The organism is Actinomadura rugatobispora (genome assembly GCF_042656285.1).
Taxonomy (GTDB): domain Bacteria; phylum Actinomycetota; class Actinomycetes; order Streptosporangiales; family Streptosporangiaceae; genus Spirillospora; species Spirillospora rugatobispora.
This window is the reverse complement of record NZ_JBHSON010000043.1, coordinates 1-18,859: the sequence shown is the minus strand read 5'-3', so window position 1 is coordinate 18,859 and position 18,859 is coordinate 1. Positions and strand designations below refer to the sequence as shown.

Here is an 18,859-nt window from a genome sequence, read left to right as displayed (position 1 = left end):
TTCACCCGTGACGCGCAACAGGACGTACCGCATCGTCGACGGGGAACGCATCGAGGGCACCTGGCGGCCCGTCTTCGTCCACAACTGGAACTACCACCTCACCGACCTGAAGATCTTCGCCGACGGCGCGATCCACTGCTGGGACTGGCTCGACCTCGACGGCCTCCGCGCCAAACTCGAATCCGGCCGGATCGCCACCGCCATCGAACCCGGCGCCCGCGCCTCCGCCCACCACCTCGGTGCCTGGCGGTTCGACGACTTCCGCTCGTCCCTCACCCCCGAGATGCTGCTCGGCGAGGTCGCCGACGAGATCGACCGCCTGAACGACCGTCCCGACTCCAGCGGCCGCTGCCGCCAGGCCCTCGACCGCTACCTGGAGACCCGCACCGAGGAAGACCGGCAGGCCCTCCGCACCGCCTACCTCGACATCCCCGAACACCTGCGCGTCTACGTCCTCGGCGACATGGACAACAAGGACCACCCCTTGGCCGTCCTGTGCACATCCCTGGGCGAACCCCTCCTCGCCAACCGCACGCCAGGCTCACCCCCCATCGTCACCGAGAAGATGCGCGACCAAGCCTTCGCCTACTTCACCCACCAAACCCGCGCGGAACAGACCTTCCCACCCCACACCCCAGCCGACGACCCCGAAACCCAGCCAACAGCCCTCCACATAACCCACACCGTCTACCCCAGCGGCTGGCCCACCGAACCAGGCCCGCACTACCTCCAGAACGAATACCCGGCCCCCATCGAAATCAGCGGGACCACCTACCCGACCGTCACCCACGCGTACTGGGCCCTGTCCACCACCGACGCGGAAACCCGCGACCAGATCCGCCAGGCCGACCGCCCCTTCAACGCCGAACGCCTAGCCCGCGACGCCCCCCGCGCCCCTACCTGGCCCGACTCCAGGGCCGCCGTGATGGCCACCCTCCTCCGCGCAAAGTTCGCCCAGCACCCCCACCTCGCCGACTACCTCCGCAGCACACGCGGCCGCATTCACTACAGCGGCACCGGCTCCACGTACTGGACCGCCGCCGGCGAGACCGGCCGCAACTGGACGGGCCGCCTCCTGGAACTCATCCGCTCCGAGTACATGATCGAACACATGTTTGACTGACCGCCTACAATGGGCCCATGACCAGGGCTTTCCAGGGTTCGCTGCTCGACTTCGCGGACGAGCCGGGCCCGCGCGAGCTCGATTCCGTCCGCCGGACGCACCTCTCCGACGGCGCCTGGCTCGACCTGCGCCCCAACTGGATCGCCGGCGCCGACGCCCTCTTCGAGCGCCTCCTGGAGATCGTCCCGTGGCGAGCCGAGAGCCGCCACATGTACGACCGCGTCGTAGACGTCCCCCGCCTCCTGAGCTTCTACGACGAAGACGCCACTCTCCCCGACCCCCTCCTCGACGAGGCTCTCAACGCCCTGAACGCCCACTACGAGGAAGAACTAGGCGAACCCTTCCGCACCGCCGGCCTCTGCCTCTACCGCGACGGCCACGACAGCGTCGCCTGGCACGGCGACAAAATAGGCCGCGGCAGCACCGAGGACACGATGGTCGCCATCATCTCCATAGGCACCCCCCGAGCTCTCCTCCTACGCCCCAGCTCAGGCGGCCACGCCCTCCGCTACGACCTGGGCCACGGCGACCTCATCGTCATGGGCGGCAGCTGCCAACGCACCTGGCAACACGCCATCCCGAAGAGCACCCGAGTCACAGCCCCCAGAATCAGCATCCAATACCGCCCAAGAGGCGTCCGCTAAGAAACGACCTGCTCCAGGTAACGCCGCGCCCCCCGATGACGCTCGGCCACCTCCACCAACAACTCCTCCAACCGATCCCGCCCCATACCCGCCAACCGCTCCCGAAGGTCAAACCGCCGCGGAATCTCCACCCCATGCTCCCGGTCGTGCAGGTAGACCAGCGCAACAGCGACGCAGTGCTTGCAGAAGTTGCCCTCCTCGCCCCAAGGGCAGTCGCACTCCCCGCCAAGCCCACGACCGTGACGAAGTCGGACGCTGTACAACTCGGTCCCCTGGACAGCGGCATAGACCCCGCCGTCATCGGCCTCCAACTCCTCGACCGCATCGAGGTAACCGAGGCCACGCTCGTACGACTTGGCACCGGCGAGTTCGCGAACGTCATCCTTCGTGAAGGGGGGCATGACACCCATCAAACCAACCCGCCGATGTTTCCATGCCGTGATGTCTTAGGTACCTGACTGCCCGCCGCGCCACAACTACCATGAGGTGATCCCGCGTGGCAGCGGACGGTTACTTCGGGTTGGGGTGGTTCGATGTACCCGGTTCCTCACGGCGGTGCGGAACCCGTCCTGCTGCAGATCGGCGACATGTCGCTGACGAGCACACACGTGATACTCCCGTATGGCCAGTTCCCGCTGCACGGCGCCACCTGGACCGTCCAGGACTCCACCCAGGTGACCGAGGGCATCCCCGCCGTCGGGATCGTCCTGACCATCATCTTCGTTTGGTTCTGCCTCCTGGGCCTGCTCTTCCTCCTGATGAAGGAACGCCGCTACCTAGGCTTCGTCTCCATCTCTGTGACCGGCCCCGGCTTCCACCACACCGCCCAGTTCCCGCCGGGCCCCCAGACGGCAGCCTGGGCCGCCAACGCCATAGGCCAGGCCCGCGCCATCACCGCCTCAGCACCCCCCATGGCCTGAGACACACAGCCCCGCCCTGCGTGGTCGTCGGCTGCCCTGGATCGCCCCCCAAACGCGATGTATCGTGTTGCCGTCAACGCGATATATCGCTTCTTGGAGGGATCGTGGGCCTGCGAGACCTGTTCTTCGTGACCGGCACGCTGGAGAGCACAAAGCAGATCACCAAGCGCATGCGCCACTTGCGCATCGCCTGCCCGCCCCAGACCTGGACGCCGGGCCAGCAGATCCGCATCAGCGTCGACGGCCTCCTGACCCGCCGCACCTACTCCATCTGGGACGGCGACGAAACGGGCCTCGAGCTCTGCGTCCTGGACCACGGCGAAGGCCCCGGCTCCCGCTGGGCTCGCACCATCCAACCCGGCCAGAAAATCACCTTCACCAAACCCGAAGGCAAACTAGTCCTACGCCCCGCCCGCTACCACCTCTTCGCCGGAGAGGAAACCGCCTCAGTAGCTTTCGCCCCCATGCTCCGCACCCTCAAGGACGCCAAGACCCACACCCTCCTAGAGGTAGACACCCCCGAAGACCGCCTCCCCCTGGACAACGTCACCTGGCTCTACCGCGAAGGCGCCCCCGCAGCCTCCTCGAAAACCCTCCTGGAAGCCGTCCAAAACCTAGACCTGCCCCCCGACCCCGGCATGGCCTACCTCGCCGGCGAGGCCAAGACCATCCAGTCGATCAAGACCCACCTGATCCAAGACCGTGCCTGGCCCCGCCAGTCCATAAAAACCAAACCCTTCTGGACCCCAGGCAAAAAAGGTCTTGAATAACCCAGAAGTCGACCCGGGGAAGGCCCGCCCGGTGACTTGGATAGGGCCTGCAACTCCTGAGCTGATACCCCCGTCAGCCAACGGAGGCGTGCCGGAGTTCCTGCCGTTGATCCCAACCTCGCGCGTCTAGTTAGAGCGTTGGCCGCCGCACCGTGGCGGAGGTCGCGCAGGCGGACCGGCGGGAGCTTGGCCCCGTGGACTAGCAGGCGGGCAGCGCACATAAGATTCGGACGTTCCCGTTCTCCTGCGTGAGGCAGGTAGCCGACCTCCGGCCAGGTGATCGCCGGGCCTAGGCGGCGGCGGACAGCGCCAACAGCTCCGGAGCCCGCGAATCGCCGAGGCGACCAGGTCAAACACATCCCTGGAGTTCCCTGAGGGATCCCTGAACTTCCCCGACTCATGTGCATTCGATGTGCACGCGCGGGACGTCTTCGGGAACTGTTGGGAAGTCCGCCACCGGGCTCACGGCGGTCGTTCCGCTCGTACTCTGGAGCGGTGATCTCTGTGGTGTTCGACGTTGGCGAGACCCTGGTGGACGACACGCGGGAGTGGCGGGCATGGGCCGATTGGCTCGGCGTTCGCCCTCACACGATGTCGGCCCTTGTTGGCGCCGTGGTCTCCCAGGGGCGCGACAACGCCGACGCACTGCGTCTCATCCGGCCCGACATCGACCTAGCAGCCGAGCGCCAGGCCCGTATCGCTGCGGGATGCGGCGAGCAGATCATCGAGGCAGACTTGTACGGCGACGTCCGCCAGGCCTTGGCCGGACTGCGATCCCAGGGGCTGTGGGTCGGCATCGCAGGCAACCAGACCTCGCATGCCGGCGACTGCCTGCGCGCGCTGAATCTCCCCGCTGATGCGATCGCCACTTCACAGGAGTGGGGGGTAGCCAAGCCAGATCCCGCTTTCTACGCCCGGCTGGCCGAATGGGCGCCTGGCGCTCCCGGCGAGATCCTGTACGTGGGTGATCATCCGGCCAACGACATTGGGCCAGCCAAAGCCGCGGGTCTGCGGACGGCACTTGTGCGCCGCGGCCCCTGGGGCTACCTGTGGGCTGACGATCCAGCAGGCGGCCGGAGTGCGGATTGGCTGGTCGACCAGCTGACCGATCTTCCTGAACTGCTGCGCTGAAGTTCGCTGCCCGCGGGGGAGGGCCATGTACGGTGCTTGCAGGACCTACCCCACGGAGCCCACGGTGACCCCGGACAGGCAGGTCGGCCATCGCATCGCCGCGATGCGCGGCGTGCGTCGACTCACGCAGCGGCGACTGGCCGAGGACGCGCACATCTCGCTGAGCACGTTGCGCAAGGTCGAACAGGGCAGCCGCCCGGTGAGCGATCGTGTACTGGAGTCGATCGCCGCAGCGCTTGGGGTGGAGCCGGACGCCCTCACCGGCCGCCGCACGCACACAGACAGCCGGGTGCATGCGGCGGTGCCGAATATCCGCACTGCCATCGATGCCTACGACGTTCCCGACGATGGCCCCGTACGTCCGTTGGACCAGCTCAGGCAAGCGACCGCGACCGCAACGCAGCGGCGGCTGACCTCGCAGTACACGCGCCTGGCCGAGGAGCTGCCCCTGCTGCTGGTGGAGCTGTCGCGCGCCGTGTTGGGTGGAGCTCCCGAACGCCGAGCCGTCGCGGCCCTGCTGGCTGCGGCCTATCGTTCCGCTGACGCGGTGGCCTACAAATACGGCTATTACGACCTGTCGGCCCGCCTGATCGAGTTGATGCGCCGGTCGGCCGATATCGCAGAGGATTCGGCGCTGATCGCCACCGCCGCCTATGTGCGAACCGAGGTGTTCTTCGCTGCTGGCCGCAATCTCACTCCGGGACTGCGCGCACTGGAGATGGCCCTCGATGACCTTCCCGAGCCCACCTCGCCGGACCTGGCCGCGGCGGCTGGCTCCCTGCATATGCGCGCCGCCGTCGTGGCCGCCCGGCTGACCGAAGACCCTGCGGTTGTCGGCCAGCACCTCAAGGAGGCTCGGCGCTTGGCCAAGGGGGTCCCTGAAGGCGTCTACAACGGCACGGCCTTCGGTCCGGCCTCGCTGCATGTGCACGAGGTCTCGGTCGCCGTCGAGCTTGGCGACGCGGCGCGCGCGGTCGAACTCGCCATTGGCCAGAAGGCCGAGCGGGAGAAGATCCGCCTCGACGGCTTGCCTCCCGAGCGCCGCTCCCACTACGCCATCGACCTGGCGCGCGCGCAACTATGGCTGGGGATGCGCGACGAGGCGTTCGGGTCGCTCCAGACCGCCCGGCAGATCGCTCCTCAGCATGTGCGCGAGCACCCATTCGTGCGTGATGCCCTGGTCACCCTGCTTCGCCTGCATGTGTCCCCGCCGCACGCCCTCGTCGCATTTGCCGAGTGGGCGCGGGTCATTTAGCCAGTTCAGGCGCGGTGACACCAGGTGTGTCACTTCTGGGCCTTGTGAGCCATCAGCATCGGTGCGTGGGCGCGACCTGCTGAACGACAGCCGCCCGCCCGCCCGACAACAAGGCGGCCCCGGCCTGGCGCGCGAACACCAGGGGACCCGGGGCCTTGGCCGGAAGGTGCTCCGACCTGTGAGTGATGTTACGACCAACCCCGATCCGCTAGCCCCCCTCGCCGGGTTCTTGGCCGGCCAGGGGCTGAAGACCGAGTTGACCGACAAGGGCCTGAAGGTGGTCAACCCGAAGATCGCCGGATGCTGCTCGGCCCACGCGGCCGACACGATCACCTGCCGCCCGCGCACCGACGACGGCGGGCGCCTCTGGTTCTTCACCTCGTGGGGCGAGCCGATCGCCGAGCCCCACCACATCGCCGACGCCGCCCTGTTCATCCGCGCCAACCTCGCCCGCCGCGAGCTGACGGGTGATCCCCGGTGAACGCGATGGCTCCGCTCCCCGCGGAGATCCCGCGCATCGTCGCCGAGCTCGGCCGCCGCTTCCCGGGTGTGCGCGCCTGGTGGGGCCGCTCCACAGGGGAGTGGTGGGCGATGACCCGCGACCACTCCGGCCGCGACCGCCTGGTGGAGGCCGACAGCCCGGCCGAGCTGAGCCGGCGCCTGGACGCCATCCTCACCGTCCCCCGGTTCGCCCGCGCCCACCAGTTCGGCGCCCCGAGCCGTCCGGCGCCCCGAGCCCCCGAGCCTGCCCGACCGTCCGCCGCCACCGCGTCGCCGACGCACGGCCGCCACGAACTTCCCCGGCGCGGCCTGCTGCGCGGCCGACGACGGCCCCTCGCACGTGGGAACGCGAACCATGCCTGAGTTCAACGAGCCGCCCGGTTTGGTGCCGTACGCGCAGTTCGGCCCGCTCGACAGGCTGCACGCCGTGCTCCGACGCCGCTACCCCACCGTCGCGGCGTCGGTTGTCCGATCGGGCGCGCTCCCTCAGGACGGGCAGCCGGACGCCTGGCTGGTGGTGACCCACCGAGATGAAGGCCCGGACAGGATCGCCTGGGACCGGAAGAGCAACGCCTACGTATGGATCGACAACTCCAACTGCCTCGGTCCGTCCCTCGGCACGCCCCACCGACTCGACCAGGCCGCCGACGCCGTCGCTCGTGAAATGCGCGCCCCCGCCGCGCCCACCGAGCCGGAACACCCCCAGATCCTGATCGAACACACCACCCTTACGCCATTGAGCCCGGCTGACGTGCTGCGGAATCGCGAGATCATCGCCAACCGCCTGGACTGGCCGGACGGCGCGTTGCAGACGTGCCTGGAACTGGAGGCGCGCTGGCCGGGCTGGAACGTCAGCTACAGCACCGGCGTGCTCGGCGGCCCACCCGAGTACCTCGCCTTTCTGGACCAGGACACGATCTGGCAGGGCTACAACCCGAAGATTTCCGCGGCCGACCCGGCCGGGCTGGAACAGCAGATCCGGGACGCGGACGCGCGGCGACCGCCGCGCCCCCGGTAACCCGAGGAAGGAGAGACACGGTCATGGACAAGATCCCGATCGTGCACGGAGACGACGGCGGCAGCCCCGGAGAGTGCCCCAAGGGCGGCGAACACTCCATGGACTGGGCCAACGGCGCGGCCTACTGCACCAAGTGCCTCGCCACCTTCTGACCTTCTGACCGCCGCACGCCCGCGCCGATACGTCACACGGGCGGCGTGCGGCCGGGACGCGGCCCACCCCTACCAGCGAACCCGGGGGCGGAGCCGCGGCCCACCCGAAGCGCGGGGCGGCGCGGCCTACACGGCGCGGCAGCCGGGCCGCCCCGCACCCACCCCGTGCGACCGCCCCGAGCACCGCAATCCCTCCGTGAATCTCATGACCGCGAGGGGCGGTCGCACGGTCCAGATCCCGGACGGCGGCGGTGAGGAAGCGCCGCCGCCCGGGCGCAGAGGGGGGCGCTGCGCGGCCGGTGCCTTCTACCCCCGAGGGCACCGGCCGCGCCGCGAAGGAAGGTCATGTTCACCGATCTCTGGCATGCCTGCCTCGACGCGCTCGCCTGGTCGATCGCTCATCCGATGGCCGCGGCCACCTCGGCGGTCTGCTCGGCCGCCGTCGTGGCCGCGCTCCTCGGCAGGCAGCCGTGACACAAGGCACACGGGAGGAGACGAGATGTCTGATGGATTCGGCGAGATGCTGCGCAGATGCTGGAAGGACGGGCCCGCGCGTGGGGTTGCCTGCCAGGTGATCGAGCGCGACGACGAATTCGTGTCCGTCGAGGATGCGTACCGGTATTTCACCCGCCCTGAGGAATGGGTGGCCAGCGAGCAGCGCGCGGTCGAGCTGGCGCGCGGCAGGGTCCTGGACGTGGGCTGCGCGGCGGGCCGGCACATGCTGGAGCTCGCCGGCACGCGCGAGGTCATCGGGATCGACCCGTCGCCGGGCGCGGTTGCCGTCGCCCGCGCGCAGGGCCTGGACGCCCGGCTCGGCAGCGTCCAGGAGCCCGGCGAGGTCGGCACCTTCGACACGATCATGCTGCTCGGCGGAAACCTCGGCCTCCTCGGTTCCGCGCGGGAGGCGCCCAAGGTCCTAGGCAGCCTGGCCAAGCTCGCACGCCCGGGTGCCGAACTGCTCGCCGTCGGCCACGACCCCTACGCCGCACCGCTCGCCGACCACGACGACTACCACCGGCACAACCGTGAGCGCGGGTGGCTGCCCGGCCAGGTGCGGATGCGGCTGCGCTACCGGGGATGGTCGACCCCGTGGTTCGACCGGCTGCTGCTGTCGTCCGACGAACTGTCGCACCTGGTCGACACCAGCGGCCTCTGGGCGATGGAGAGCTGCGGCCAGCCGGACAACCTCGGCTTCTACCTGGCCATCCTGAAGCGAAAGGGCGCTGCGGTGCCCGCCGACATGCTAGGAGGGTGACATGAGCGAAGACACAAGCCCCTGGGACGCGATCAACGAGCTGAGCCACCAGGTCGCCGCGCTGCGCGAGGACTTCCGCGCGGCCACCGAAGACCCGAAAGCGCGGTACGCCGCGGCGTCCGAGCGTCTCACCGCGGAGGCGGTCCGGGACACCAAGTTCGTGATGCCACGGATGCAGCCCGGCTACTGGACGGAGCAGGTCGACCCCTTCATGGATCAGGTCGCGATCGAGTTGGAGACGCTCACCCGCGAACGCGACGAGGCCCGCGAAGAGGTGGCGACCCTACGCGCGGAACTAGGCAGAAGCGCTTCCTGAGCCTACGTCCCACAACAGACGCCCCGACTGGTGAGAATCCGGGCGGGGCGCTCTGCTGTTTGCCGCTCGACACCGACGTCCCTGCGGCGCTCCGCGATCTAGGCCATCCCCAGCCTGACCTCGGCGCAAGCGTGCCCGCAGCGGCCGGCGCTGATCGTGCGGGCCGCCGGGGCATCGAGGCCCCGCACCACGTCCGGGACATCACCTTCGGCTAGGACGTCAGCAAGATCTGGGCCGGGCACGAGCCCGAGAACATGGCACACTCCGGAAGCTGGCCTGGGCCCGGCTCCGGGACGCCGGGTTCAATAACATCACCGCCACCCGCCGCCGAATGTATTACGACACCTTGAACGTCTCGCTTGACCTACTCGGTATCCGATCCTGACCAGCGGCAACATCAACGATCAGCACTTTGAAGTGGCCCTGATCCGACCCCGAACACCGCGTACCTGGCCGGCGCGGCCAAGACCATCCAGTCCATCAAAGACCCACCTCATCCAAGACCACGCAAATCCATAAAGTTAAACTTTTCTGGACCCTAAGCAAAAGGCTTGGAGTGGACATCAATGGTTTCTGCGGGGCTGCCTTACCTGGTTACGGTAGAGCTTTCGGTGATAGCGCACGTATTCGACACCGATCTCGTGTCTGGGCACAGTGTTGAGCTGCCCGATTGGCACCCCATCGATCTCATCGATCACCTTGAGATCGTCCTCAATGGTAATAGTCCCTAGTTCAAGTTGTACGCGATGTGTCGGGCACACGCACAGCAGGTTGGCTGCGATGTCGGGACCTTGGTGCGGCCTAGTGAGGGCCCTGAGATGGAATGTCTGGGCAAAGCGGAAACCGGCAGGAGACTGCAGCGTTACCCTGCAGATCTGACACTGAAATCTGTGTGCTTGCTTGACCCTGTCGGCGATTCGGCGGTCGCCATAGACTCCCAGCCCTACAGGTTCCCAACGGTGCAGGTCGATCCCGGGCATGTCTACCATCGAGTTGGACGGCACCAACGGCGGCGCGGAGTCGCGAAGCTTCTCTAGTCGGAACTGAAGGATTCGGAATCCTTCGATTCCGATCGTGGTCCAGTACCCCTCGACTGTGTAGAGTCCGTCGTATCTATATCCCGTGGCAGGAGAGTGTTGCTCGTCCCCCGCGGAACCACGGATCACTCGGACGGGATATCGCGTGGTGATGCTGGCGAGCAGCGCTGCATTGCCGGATGCAGTCGGATCCTGGTCCTTCGCTTGCTGGCCATTTTCCCGACCTCCGTGGCCGGTGTAGACGATGACATCTCCGTAGTCCTCGTCATCGGGATAACCGCCAGAAAGGACGATGGATTCTGCTCCGCCGTCCCGGTATGTTCCGCAGATTCCTGCTTGCAGAGGTCGATGAACTTTGGCCTCGTGCAACTCTTGTCTGCTGGGGAAAGGAGCGCCTTCTTCAAAACCTGGGATCTCCCCATACCCTGGCGGCGTCTTGGCAGCGGCTCTAGCGCGGTTCTTGATGAGTGCTACCTGTCCGGCATCATTGCGGTCTTGACGCCAGGGGCGCGGGCGGGCCTTGGCCGCCATCTCCCCTTTTACGTGATCGAAAATCTGGTCCAGCGTAAGGAAGGCACCGGCATCCGGGAGGCCGCCACGGATCACTTCGATGAGTTCCTGCGTGAACGCGGTGAACTCGGCACCTTCAGGTGCGAGGGATGCCTTGGTAGGCGGCGCTGAGGTGAGGGTGTACGTGCCCTCAATGTCAGTGAGAGGGGAGACGGTGGTGGCACCCATGGTGTAAGCGGCTTTGCCGCTGTAGCAGCAGTCCAGGATGACGATGCGAATCTGTGCACGGCTGTTCTGCACGGTTGTCCGCAGGGCGTCGTACGCGACGGCCGTGTAGTGCGACCGGGTGCGGTCGTTGTGAGTGCCGGGTGTCCCGAGGTAGAGGTCATCGTTGGGGCCGATCACGCCATGCCCCGCGAAGTACACCAGGAGGACTTCACGGGCCTCGTCGCTCGCCTCGTGAACCGGGGTGATCATCCCTTGAGGGTCAGTGGGATCCTCCACCACCCTGCAGTGTTGCGGTGACAGCCCCCACACTTCGTGCCGCATCAGTTCCTGCTGCAGCGCCCGCAGGTTGCGGGCAACGGCGGGCAGGTCTTCCATGTGCTCGTACCGAGCAGTCCCGATGAGGACGGCGCGAGAAGCCTGTGGGTCGGGCTGCGTCACGACTCGTCAGCGTCCAGCTTCTTGGCGACTGACTCGGCTGTCTCGTCGGAGGCTTCCGACAGGGGGATCTTCGTCTTCCCTTGCTCGATGGTGCCGCTGACCTTGATGCCGCGGGCAGCACGCCAGGCCAGGTAAGCAAGGACAAGTTCCGCCGCCTGGAAGCCCTGCTCCACGGCCACTTGGATCGCATCGAGGGCCGTGCCCATCTCGCCGGGCTTCGCCTCAGCCGACCGCAGCGACACGCTTGCGTGCCTACGGATGGCGGGCTCGGCCATCAGCCAGTCATGAAGCGATTGAAGCTGCTCATCAGCTTCCGGGCCGTCCAGACGAATGACAATTTCCATGAAATCTCCCGATTCTCTAGGAATCGGATATTTCCAGAGTGACTGGTGCGGTGGCAGTTGACTGCCGATAGACGTGCGAGCGCCGTGCCAGCGTGACGAGATCGTCATCCGGTCGGATGACCACCTTCGATCTCATCAAGATCCCAGGTCAGCCAGTGTTGACCTTCGCGTAGTGGAAGACGTCAGCAGGCAGTGGATGAGCCAGCTCCCACAGGATGCGCATCGGCTGCTCACCCTCGTGGCTGCGGTACGTCATGGGGCCGGCGTAGAGGTACGGCGGGGCGCCTGCCTTGCTCTCGCGGATGAACAGGTGCACCGTGGAGCCCCGCTCAGCATGGTGGATGTAGCGCTGACCGTCGCGCGAGTCCTCGCGAGTCTCGCTCTGGGACTCCCACTGGAACAGTGTCGGAGTGATCGCGCGGTCGTTGTACATGGTGGACGGCTTGTAGCCCTTCTCGGTCTTATTGATGGTGACCATGAAGAGATCGGCTCGTTCACGCTCTACCCAGCGAATGCCCTGGACCCAGGAACGAGGCTTCTCCATGCCGAATGCAGAGAGCAACTCGTCCTTGCTGTAACGAGCGTGCAGGTGGATCGGCAGATGGGCGACTTCGTTAACGACCGGAGTCACACGATGAATCCGCTCGTACAGCACGCCTGTGATGAGTAGCAGCTCTTCACGGCGCGCCGCGTTCTGCCAGAGCCGCGCGAGGTTCTGTTCGAGCACGCTGATCGGCTGGCTGCTGTCGAGGGAAGCATGGAGCATCGCGAGCAATCGCTTTCGTCGCGGATCCGCCGAGGCCGTCTCGGGCGGGTTCGGTGCGTCTAGGACTTCACGCAGGAAACGCAGCCGTTCAGGGTCGTCGATGTGGAGCATCCGTCCGATGGATCTCGCGAGCTTCTGATCCTCCTTCTCGTCGGCCACTGGGCGCGGGTCGTAGCCCGCTTCGCGGCGTAGCCGTACCCAACCACCACGGCTGCCTTGGTACAGATCCTCAAGCTCCCGGCCCGTCTCGCTGAGGAAGTCGGGCAGGCTGACATCGCCGAGGTCGCGCAACTCCGAAACTGCCTCTTTAACGCGGAAGCCGAGCGACTGCTTGATGTTGGCGAGCACGATCTGACTGACCTCACGGTCCAGGTCGATAGCGCACCCCGCCGGGAGCGTAGGAAAGCCTGCCTCAATCTCCTGCGCGAGCCGCCCTCGTGGGACGCCGGTCAGTGCTCTGAACCGCTTGTCGAAACGGAACTCCTTGTTCTGGTGGCCAACGAAGTCCAGGACAGTGAGCACTGGCTTATCTGGTGCGAGCCGCAGACCGCGGCCAAGCTGCTGCAGGAAAACGGTGGCACTTTCGGTCGGGCGAAGGAAAAGCACAGTGTCGATGTCTGGTACATCGACCCCCTCGTTGAACAGATCGACCGTAAATACCACCTGGACGGTCCCGTCCTTGAGGTCACGGAGAGCGGCTTCGCGTTCTTCGGTGGTCATTGCCGAGGTGACCGCCCGCGCCGGGATGCCGCGATGGTTAAACCGGTCCGCCATAAAAGTGGCATGCCCGATACTGACACAGAACCCGACGGCTTTCATGGTCGACACATTCCCTAGTTTGTCCGCCAGGGCTTGTACGATCATGTCGACTCGGGTGTGCAAGCCCGTGTAGAGCTCGGACAGATCGCTGATGTCATAGCCGCTTCCACGGCGCCAGGCGACTTGACTCAGATCGGTGTCGTCATGGATGCCGAAATAGTGAAAGGGCACCAGCAGTCCGCGTTCGAGAGCTTCCCACAGCCGCAACTCGACGTCCGGCTTGCGCCCGTCGAACCAGCGCAGGATATCCTCGCCGTCAGCCCGCTCAGGCGTTGCGGTCAGGCCCAGCAAGACGGTGGGTCGTGCCTGATCCAGCAACGTACTGTACGAGGCCGCCGCCGCATGATGAAACTCATCCACGATGATCATGCTGTACCGGTCGGGGTCGAGAGCGGGCAGCAGGTTCAGGGATTGGATGGATGCGAAGACGTGCTGCCAATTCATTGGTCGCTTCCCATTGACCAGCAACTCCCCAAAAGCGCCATCCTTAAGTACCATACGGAACGTACTAAGGCTCTGCTCTAGGATTTCCTTTCGGTGGGCGACGAAGAGGAGCGAGTCAACTCGTCCCTGGCGTCGGAGTCGCTGGTAGTCCAGTGCTGACACTATCGTTTTTCCCGTGCCGGTGGCCATGACTACCAAGTTGCGCCAGTGACCGTGCACCTCACGAACTGCCTCGAGTTCATCAAGGATCTCTCGCTGGTACGGGTAGGGATTGATATCGATGTTAGCGATCTGGAGCGGAAGGGCGGTATTGCCATTCTGTTCATGCGAGAGTGCGCGCGCCAGCCGTGGCTTATCACGCTCGGAGTCGTATCGCTCGAAAGATGCTTCGTTCCAGTACTCTTCAAAGGTTGCAGCAAAAGTGTCGATGAGATGCGGCTGCTCGGCGCGTGCTAGCCGAACATTCCACTCCACCCCATCGAGCATCGCGGCCCTCGACAAATTCGATGAACCGACGTAGGCGGTGTCTAGTCCCGAATCTCGACCAAATAGCCAAGCCTTCGCGTGCAAGCGTGTGCGGCGCGTGTCATACGAAACGGCCACCTCGGCGCCCAGTTCGACCAGCCGTTCTACCGCACGCAACTCTGTTGCGCCCATGTAGGTCGTGGTGATCACACGCAACGTGCCGCCTCGCGCGAGGAACTCACGCAGCGCCCCTTCCACGAGGCGCAGGCCATGCCATTTGAGGAACGCACACAGCAGGTCGACACGGTCTGCCGATGCCAGTTCCTTGACGACCTCCCGCCCGATCTGCGGCTGCTCGCGCCCGTTCACCAGCAGTGCACTGGATGTCAGCGCGATTTCCGGGCGTTCAGGGAAGCGAACGCGACCATCTGGAAGCCGGCCATCTGCAACAGCGAGCAGCACATCGTGATCGTCGGCCAGCAGATCGTCGGCCTGGGAGGCTCCCGGCACCAGCCGTGAGATCGCCTCACTGATCGCGTTTGCTACCACCGCCTGGCGCGCCAGAGCCTTGTCCGGATCAGTGCTCTCGGCAGCAATCCGTAGCGCTCGCCGTATCTGGTGGGAGACGTGACGAACGAGCATCTCTTCCGAGTCAACGGCATCTAGCCCGGTGCGATGCACGAGATCGTCGTCCAGAACCTGGAGTCTCCGCTGGAGCGCAGCAGTCACGATCTCCTCGTACGCCCCAGGGGCCAGCTCAGCCATGAGGCAACCGTAAGGCCCGGCCCTGACAACGTGCCAAGTTGGATTCTGGTCCCTCTGATCACTCCCGGTGGAGCGATGCCGCTATCAGCTCCCCCCGGCTAGGGGCGAGTATCGATCAGGTTGATGACGCGTTCGGTGGTTTCGTGGAGGTCGAGCAAGGGGTGATGGTCGTGGCCATTGCCTTCCGGCCAGGAGAAGGTCTTGGGCTCGACCCGGATGTTGAGACCACCTGCGGTGATGACGGGTCGGCCAGTGTCGTTGCTGCCGTGGGTGGAGTGGATACCGCGTGTCTGGAGTGCCAAGAGCAGACGGTAGGCGGCCACGGTTGGTGTGACGCCGTGTTTGGGCTCGGGCCAAGGGGCGGGGATCGCGAGAGCGAACCACACGGCCTTGCCCCGCACGGGGGCGCAGGCCAGGCGTGAGCGGGTGAAGCGGGCACCCGTGTCGGAGGCGAGCGCGGCGACGATGCCGAGACCCTTGCCGTGCTCGTCCAGCAGGTGGCACATGACGGGGCTCGGAAGGCTTGTGCGGGAGGCGTCGAAGAGCGAGATCACGAGTTCGTGACGCGGATGGGTGCGGGCCCAGATCCACAGCTCTGGCGGTGTGGCCGGCTGTTTGGTGTGGAGGTAAGCGTTGGTGGCCAGCTCTGAGACAGCGAGTTCCGCGTCCTCGACGAGGTTGTCCGGCATGGAGAGCGCCCGCAGTGCATTGACGACGAGCGACCGCGCAAGCGAGGCAGAGCGAGGACCTTCGGGAAGTTGGAAGGCACATGCTCCTCCAGCAGCGATGTCGGCGGTGCTGCCGGTCCTCATTGCCTGCCCCTTTCCCAGAGGGCAGAGCTGCGGTGGGTGTGCGGGTGGTTTGTGCTCTTCCGGTGGGTGAGGGAGCGCAGGACGCGGGGAAGCAGGCGGGGCCACGGACGTGCTTGGTAGCTCGCGCTGATGCCGGGACTCGTGCGGGGGGTGGCCATGCCGTAGCCCGGGAGTGGCCTGGTTGCGTGGGCCGCCTGGATAGCGATCATGCGGCTGAGGTCGCTCGGGGATGTCGCCTCAAGGATGTGGTCGTGCTGGCTTCGGTTCCGGACCATGGCCCAGTAACGGCCGGTGTGCTCGCCCAGCCACATGACCACGCTGGGGAAACGGGCGCGGAGCTGCGCCAGCGCCACCTCGGGGTCGATCTCGAACTCGGCCCAGGGCGGCGGGAAGAGCGCGGTCACTTCGTGGGGTGGTGGCTTCGTACGATGGTGCATGGATTGGACCTCCTGCGTCCGATCAAGGTCCCGGCCGGTGTTGCAGCACCGCGTCCGGGACCGTCTCGTTTCGAGTGATCACGATGCGTGAGCACCTCGTTACGAGGCATCATGACTTGGACACGTCCTGATGTCCATGCACTTGTTCATTTTTCTTGGAGCAAGTTTTCCGCTTCTCAGGAGGTGATCACCTGGAAGTGGCATGCTGCGCACCATGACACCCGAGCAGAGCCCGACGGTTCGGCATCGCCGTCTCGCTCGTCAGCTCCGAGAAGCGCGCAAGCGGTCTGGTATGTCGATGGAGGCCGCGGCAGCCGCCCTCGGCTGGAGTCGTCCCAAGCTGGTCCGGTTCGAGACGGCCAAGACTCGTCCGACGGCAGCGGACGTTGCGGCGATGCTCGACCTCTATGGTGGCGGCGAGGCGATCAAGCTGGCCCTCGTCCAACTTGCCAAGGACATCCGCAAACGCGGCTGGTGGTCAGCGTTCAACGACGTGCTCGCAGGGTCGTTCGCGGAACTCGAAGACGACGCTGTACGCATCCGGACCTGGCAGGTTCAGTTCGTGCCGGGGCTACTGCAGATCAGCGACTACGCGCTCGCGCTCATCCGGGTGAGTAGTCCGGAAGAGACGGAGGAGATCCATCTGCGACGCCTGCAAGCACGAATGGCACGGCGGACGATCCTCGAACGGCAGGAGGGAGCCTCGCTTGCGGTTGTCCTGGACGAGGCAGTCCTGAGGCGGCCGGTTGGAGGCGCCGAGGTGATGGCGCGTCAACTGGACGCGTTGGTGAACGAAGCCAAGAAAACCAACGTCAGCTTGAGCGTCCTTCCGGCTGCGTCCGGTGAGCATGCCGGGATGGACGGCCCGTTCGTCATTCTGAGCTTCGAGGGGCAGCTGGACCCTGAGGTCGTCTACCTGGAGGGGATGGGCGGTGAGATCTACGTTGAAGATGTCGGGCAGGTCAACCGCTGTAATGTGAGGTTTGACCGGCTTTCAGATCAGGCGCTGTCCGAGGAAGACTCGGCGCGGCTGATCGTCGACATCGCCAAGGAGTACCGGGAAACCCCATGAGCCTCCCAGTTGACGCTTCACGGATCCGCTGGCGCAAGGCCAGCCGAAGCAGTGGCACCGGCAGCGACTGCGTTGAGATCGCTGACGTGGCAAACACGATCGCCGTGCGTGATTCCAGGGATCCTGCGGGGCCCAAGATCCTTGTTACGCGTGCGGGCTGGCGGGAGCTGGCTCGCCGGGTGGCAGATGGGGAGCTCGACGTTCGCTAGCTTCGAGCTTTATGAGCCTGTCGGGTTGCGGCCGGCGGGCTCTTTTTTTTTAGAGGGTGGTTGTTGCCTTGGTGGCTAGTTGTTGGGCTATGACTGGATGGCGATTCTGGTCGTGTTGGGGGGTGCCTGGGCCCTTGTAGCCTATGCGGGCCATTACTGGGCCCTTGGTTATTATTACGCCGGTGTCCAGAGGGGATTTGTAGGCGCAGGCATTGGAGGGTTTGGGGGTGGCCAGGGTGGTGTGGCATTCCCAGGTTTGGGCGGTTCGGTAGAAGTCGGCTTCGGCGGTTTTGGGGTTGTCGTAGACCTTGGCTTCCACGTTGAGGGAGTTGGCTTTGTTGCGGTCGGTCCAGTAGCAGCCCACGTAGTTGTGGGTCTCGTTGTCGCTGATGGTGCTGGGTTCGCCGGTGCGGTCGCCGGTCAGGGACTCCGCGAGGGACGGGTCGACGAGGGTGCAGGCGTTCAGTGATCTTCGGGCTCCGCCGCAGGAGGCGAGGGGGAGGAGGGTGACGAGTATGGAGATCACCAGAAATGACCGCATGGAGCCTTCAGGGGGAGGAGGGCGGGCTCCGAGGGTATCGCTTAATGTGCGGGGAGTTGATTTATGTGGCGGTTTCTTTCAGTGGAAGTGGGAAATGTTGGCAGTTGCCCAGGTTTTGAAGGTTCGAGGTGGGTTGGTGGTGATTTGTTCTACGGCGGGGGAGATTTCCGCGGGGGTGTTGACGGCCGCTGCTTGCATGGTGAGGAGTGTGTCGGCTATGGGGGCGGGGATGTGGTTGGCGAGCATGGCCTGGCGGGCTTGTTCGGGGAGTGTTTCTTCGTAGCGGAGGGGGCGTCCAAGGGCTTCGCCGATGATGCGGGCCTGGTCGGCGTTGGTCAGGGATTCGGGGCCGGTCAGGTGGGGTTTTGAGTCAATGAGGGTGTCGGTGGTCAGGGCGACGGTGGCTACGGCGGCTATGTCGCGTTCTTCGATGGGGGCCGTGTGGGCGTTGGCGTAGGGGGCGCGGACGATTCCGTTGGTGCGGATCTCGTTGGCCCACTGGAGGGTGTTGGACGCGAACGCGCCGGGGCGGAGGAAGGTCCAGTGGAGGGATGACTCCTCGATCTGGGCTTCCAGGGCCAGGTGGTGGGCGCCTATGAGGTTGGTGGGGTCGTCGTAGGCGGCGGCCAGGGAGGAGAGGAGGACGACGCGGTGGACGCGGTGGTCGGCGGCTTTCGTGAGGAGCTCTTCTAGGCCGTTTCGGAAGACGGCGGGGTTGATGAAGATCGAGGTTACGTCATCCAGGGGGAGGTCCTCGGTGCGGGCTAGAAGACTGCTGAAGATCTTGGGGTTCTGGCCCCGTCGCGGTTGCGGCGGGGCCAGTGTGGTGTGGTGTGGTGATGGGTGAATGGGCCGGGGAGAGGGTCGGTCCGGATGTGTGGGAGACG

At 65.7% G+C, this 18,859-nt stretch carries 23 protein-coding genes; 15 read left to right on the top strand and 8 right to left on the bottom strand.

The genetic code is table 11. From position 1 onward, the window contains the following. Window positions 1–7: 7 nt before the first annotated feature. Window positions 8–1,123, top strand: coding sequence for an NADAR family protein (locus tag ACFPZN_RS28285; RefSeq protein ID WP_378285265.1), 1,116 nt, complete (start codon window positions 8–10; stop codon window positions 1,121–1,123). Window positions 1,124–1,140: 17 nt separating this feature from the next. Further along, a complete protein-coding gene (locus ACFPZN_RS28280; protein ID WP_378285264.1) occupies window positions 1,141–1,767 on the top strand; it encodes an alpha-ketoglutarate-dependent dioxygenase AlkB in 627 nt (208 codons plus the stop codon). Here the strand turns inward: ACFPZN_RS28280 and ACFPZN_RS28275 are convergent. Beyond that, on the bottom strand, window positions 1,764–2,168 hold the full coding sequence (locus tag ACFPZN_RS28275; protein ID WP_378285263.1) for an SWIM zinc finger family protein: 405 nt from the start codon (window positions 2,166–2,168) through the stop codon (window positions 1,764–1,766). The genes ACFPZN_RS28280 and ACFPZN_RS28275 overlap by 4 nt on opposite strands. 132 nt (window positions 2,169–2,300) lie before the next feature. Between ACFPZN_RS28275 and ACFPZN_RS28270 the strand changes: the two genes are divergently transcribed. The 11 genes from ACFPZN_RS28270 to ACFPZN_RS28220 all read left to right on the top strand — a co-directional run bounded on the left by ACFPZN_RS28270 (window position 2,301) and on the right by ACFPZN_RS28220 (window position 9,085). After that, window positions 2,301–2,687, top strand: a complete 387-nt coding sequence (locus ACFPZN_RS28270; protein ID WP_378285262.1) for a hypothetical protein — start codon at window positions 2,301–2,303, stop codon at window positions 2,685–2,687. A 104-nt stretch (window positions 2,688–2,791) separates the two neighbouring features. Then, window positions 2,792–3,457: a siderophore-interacting protein gene (locus ACFPZN_RS28265; protein ID WP_378285261.1), complete on the top strand. Its 666-nt coding sequence runs from the start codon at window positions 2,792–2,794 to the stop codon at window positions 3,455–3,457. A 495-nt stretch (window positions 3,458–3,952) separates the two neighbouring features. Next, entirely contained in the window at window positions 3,953–4,588 is a 636-nt protein-coding gene (locus ACFPZN_RS28260) for an HAD family hydrolase (protein WP_378285260.1), read from the top strand. Between the two features lie 64 nt (window positions 4,589–4,652). Continuing rightward, window positions 4,653–5,843 (top strand): helix-turn-helix domain-containing protein, encoded by a 1,191-nt coding sequence (locus ACFPZN_RS28255; protein WP_378285259.1) that lies wholly within the window; start codon window positions 4,653–4,655, stop codon window positions 5,841–5,843. A 178-nt stretch (window positions 5,844–6,021) separates the two neighbouring features. Continuing rightward, window positions 6,022–6,324, top strand: coding sequence for a hypothetical protein (locus ACFPZN_RS28250; RefSeq protein WP_378285258.1), 303 nt, complete (start codon window positions 6,022–6,024; stop codon window positions 6,322–6,324). Window positions 6,325–6,329: 5 nt separating this feature from the next. Continuing rightward, window positions 6,330–6,707 (top strand): hypothetical protein, encoded by a 378-nt coding sequence (locus ACFPZN_RS28245; protein WP_378285257.1) that lies wholly within the window; start codon window positions 6,330–6,332, stop codon window positions 6,705–6,707. Next, window positions 6,700–7,362, top strand: coding sequence for a hypothetical protein (locus ACFPZN_RS28240; RefSeq protein WP_378285256.1), 663 nt, complete (start codon window positions 6,700–6,702; stop codon window positions 7,360–7,362). The genes ACFPZN_RS28245 and ACFPZN_RS28240 overlap by 8 nt, the downstream gene beginning before the upstream one ends. Before the next feature lie 23 nt (window positions 7,363–7,385). After that, entirely contained in the window at window positions 7,386–7,514 is a 129-nt protein-coding gene (locus ACFPZN_RS28235; protein ID WP_378285255.1) for a hypothetical protein, read from the top strand. A gap of 345 nt (window positions 7,515–7,859) precedes the next feature. Continuing rightward, entirely contained in the window at window positions 7,860–7,988 is a 129-nt protein-coding gene (locus ACFPZN_RS28230; RefSeq protein ID WP_378285254.1) for a hypothetical protein, read from the top strand. A 25-nt stretch (window positions 7,989–8,013) separates the two neighbouring features. Further along, window positions 8,014–8,769, top strand: coding sequence for a class I SAM-dependent methyltransferase (locus ACFPZN_RS28225; protein WP_378285253.1), 756 nt, complete (start codon window positions 8,014–8,016; stop codon window positions 8,767–8,769). Window position 8,770: 1 nt separating this feature from the next. After that, window positions 8,771–9,085, top strand: coding sequence for a DivIVA domain-containing protein (locus ACFPZN_RS28220; RefSeq protein WP_378285252.1), 315 nt, complete (start codon window positions 8,771–8,773; stop codon window positions 9,083–9,085). A gap of 563 nt (window positions 9,086–9,648) precedes the next feature. Here the strand turns inward: ACFPZN_RS28220 and ACFPZN_RS28215 are convergent. From ACFPZN_RS28215 to ACFPZN_RS28195, 5 genes are all read right to left on the bottom strand, one after another. Continuing rightward, entirely contained in the window at window positions 9,649–11,298 is a 1,650-nt protein-coding gene (locus ACFPZN_RS28215; RefSeq protein ID WP_378285251.1) for a caspase, EACC1-associated type, read from the bottom strand. Continuing rightward, window positions 11,295–11,750, bottom strand: coding sequence for an effector-associated constant component EACC1 (locus ACFPZN_RS28210; protein ID WP_378285250.1), 456 nt, complete (start codon window positions 11,748–11,750; stop codon window positions 11,295–11,297). The genes ACFPZN_RS28215 and ACFPZN_RS28210 overlap by 4 nt, the downstream gene beginning before the upstream one ends. A 40-nt stretch (window positions 11,751–11,790) precedes the next feature. Further along, complete coding sequence (locus tag ACFPZN_RS28205) at window positions 11,791–14,901, bottom strand: DEAD/DEAH box helicase (RefSeq protein ID WP_378285249.1); 3,111 nt, start codon at window positions 14,899–14,901, stop codon at window positions 11,791–11,793. A gap of 98 nt (window positions 14,902–14,999) precedes the next feature. Continuing rightward, on the bottom strand, window positions 15,000–15,713 hold the full coding sequence (locus tag ACFPZN_RS28200; protein WP_378285248.1) for an ATP-binding protein: 714 nt from the start codon (window positions 15,711–15,713) through the stop codon (window positions 15,000–15,002). After that, complete coding sequence (locus ACFPZN_RS28195; protein ID WP_378285247.1) at window positions 15,710–16,150, bottom strand: hypothetical protein; 441 nt, start codon at window positions 16,148–16,150, stop codon at window positions 15,710–15,712. The genes ACFPZN_RS28200 and ACFPZN_RS28195 overlap by 4 nt, the downstream gene beginning before the upstream one ends. A 202-nt stretch (window positions 16,151–16,352) precedes the next feature. On the opposite strand from ACFPZN_RS28195, the gene ACFPZN_RS28190 reads away from it, so the two are divergent. Next, a complete protein-coding gene (locus tag ACFPZN_RS28190) occupies window positions 16,353–17,222 on the top strand; it encodes a helix-turn-helix domain-containing protein (protein ID WP_378285246.1) in 870 nt (289 codons plus the stop codon). Further along, window positions 17,219–17,431 carry a DUF397 domain-containing protein gene (locus ACFPZN_RS28185; RefSeq protein ID WP_378285245.1) on the top strand — a complete coding sequence of 71 codons (213 nt, stop codon included), beginning with the start codon at window positions 17,219–17,221 and terminating at the stop codon, window positions 17,429–17,431. The genes ACFPZN_RS28190 and ACFPZN_RS28185 overlap by 4 nt, the downstream gene beginning before the upstream one ends. Window positions 17,432–17,480: 49 nt before the next feature. Here the strand turns inward: ACFPZN_RS28185 and ACFPZN_RS28180 are convergent, their stop codons facing one another. Beyond that, the gene (locus ACFPZN_RS28180) at window positions 17,481–17,972 is read right to left on the bottom strand and encodes a hypothetical protein (RefSeq protein ID WP_378285244.1); all 492 of its coding nucleotides are present in this window, start codon (window positions 17,970–17,972) and stop codon (window positions 17,481–17,483) included. A 78-nt stretch (window positions 17,973–18,050) separates the two neighbouring features. Continuing rightward, window positions 18,051–18,859 (bottom strand): NAD(P)H-binding protein (locus ACFPZN_RS28175; protein WP_378285243.1); only part of this gene is annotated, 809 nt, incomplete at its 5' end.

Coding starts and splice junctions, on each gene's coding strand:
- ACFPZN_RS28185 (WP_378285245.1), top strand. CDS start 17,219: ATGAGCCTCCCAGTTGACGCTTCACGGATCCGCTGGCGCAAGGCCAGC.
- ACFPZN_RS28180 (WP_378285244.1), bottom strand. CDS start 17,972: ATGCGGTCATTTCTGGTGATCTCCATACTCGTCACCCTCCTCCCCCTC.
- ACFPZN_RS28205 (WP_378285249.1), bottom strand. CDS start 14,901: ATGGCTGAGCTGGCCCCTGGGGCGTACGAGGAGATCGTGACTGCTGCG.
- ACFPZN_RS28280 (WP_378285264.1), top strand. CDS start 1,141: ATGACCAGGGCTTTCCAGGGTTCGCTGCTCGACTTCGCGGACGAGCCG.
- ACFPZN_RS28195 (WP_378285247.1), bottom strand. CDS start 16,150: ATGCACCATCGTACGAAGCCACCACCCCACGAAGTGACCGCGCTCTTC.
- ACFPZN_RS28220 (WP_378285252.1), top strand. CDS start 8,771: ATGAGCGAAGACACAAGCCCCTGGGACGCGATCAACGAGCTGAGCCAC.
- ACFPZN_RS28200 (WP_378285248.1), bottom strand. CDS start 15,713: ATGAGGACCGGCAGCACCGCCGACATCGCTGCTGGAGGAGCATGTGCC.
- ACFPZN_RS28190 (WP_378285246.1), top strand. CDS start 16,353: ATGCTGCGCACCATGACACCCGAGCAGAGCCCGACGGTTCGGCATCGC.
- ACFPZN_RS28270 (WP_378285262.1), top strand. CDS start 2,301: ATGTACCCGGTTCCTCACGGCGGTGCGGAACCCGTCCTGCTGCAGATC.
- ACFPZN_RS28275 (WP_378285263.1), bottom strand. CDS start 2,168: ATGCCCCCCTTCACGAAGGATGACGTTCGCGAACTCGCCGGTGCCAAG.
- ACFPZN_RS28245 (WP_378285257.1), top strand. CDS start 6,330: ATGGCTCCGCTCCCCGCGGAGATCCCGCGCATCGTCGCCGAGCTCGGC.
- ACFPZN_RS28230 (WP_378285254.1), top strand. CDS start 7,860: ATGTTCACCGATCTCTGGCATGCCTGCCTCGACGCGCTCGCCTGGTCG.
- ACFPZN_RS28225 (WP_378285253.1), top strand. CDS start 8,014: ATGTCTGATGGATTCGGCGAGATGCTGCGCAGATGCTGGAAGGACGGG.
- ACFPZN_RS28240 (WP_378285256.1), top strand. CDS start 6,700: ATGCCTGAGTTCAACGAGCCGCCCGGTTTGGTGCCGTACGCGCAGTTC.
- ACFPZN_RS28210 (WP_378285250.1), bottom strand. CDS start 11,750: ATGACGATCTCGTCACGCTGGCACGGCGCTCGCACGTCTATCGGCAGT.
- ACFPZN_RS28235 (WP_378285255.1), top strand. CDS start 7,386: ATGGACAAGATCCCGATCGTGCACGGAGACGACGGCGGCAGCCCCGGA.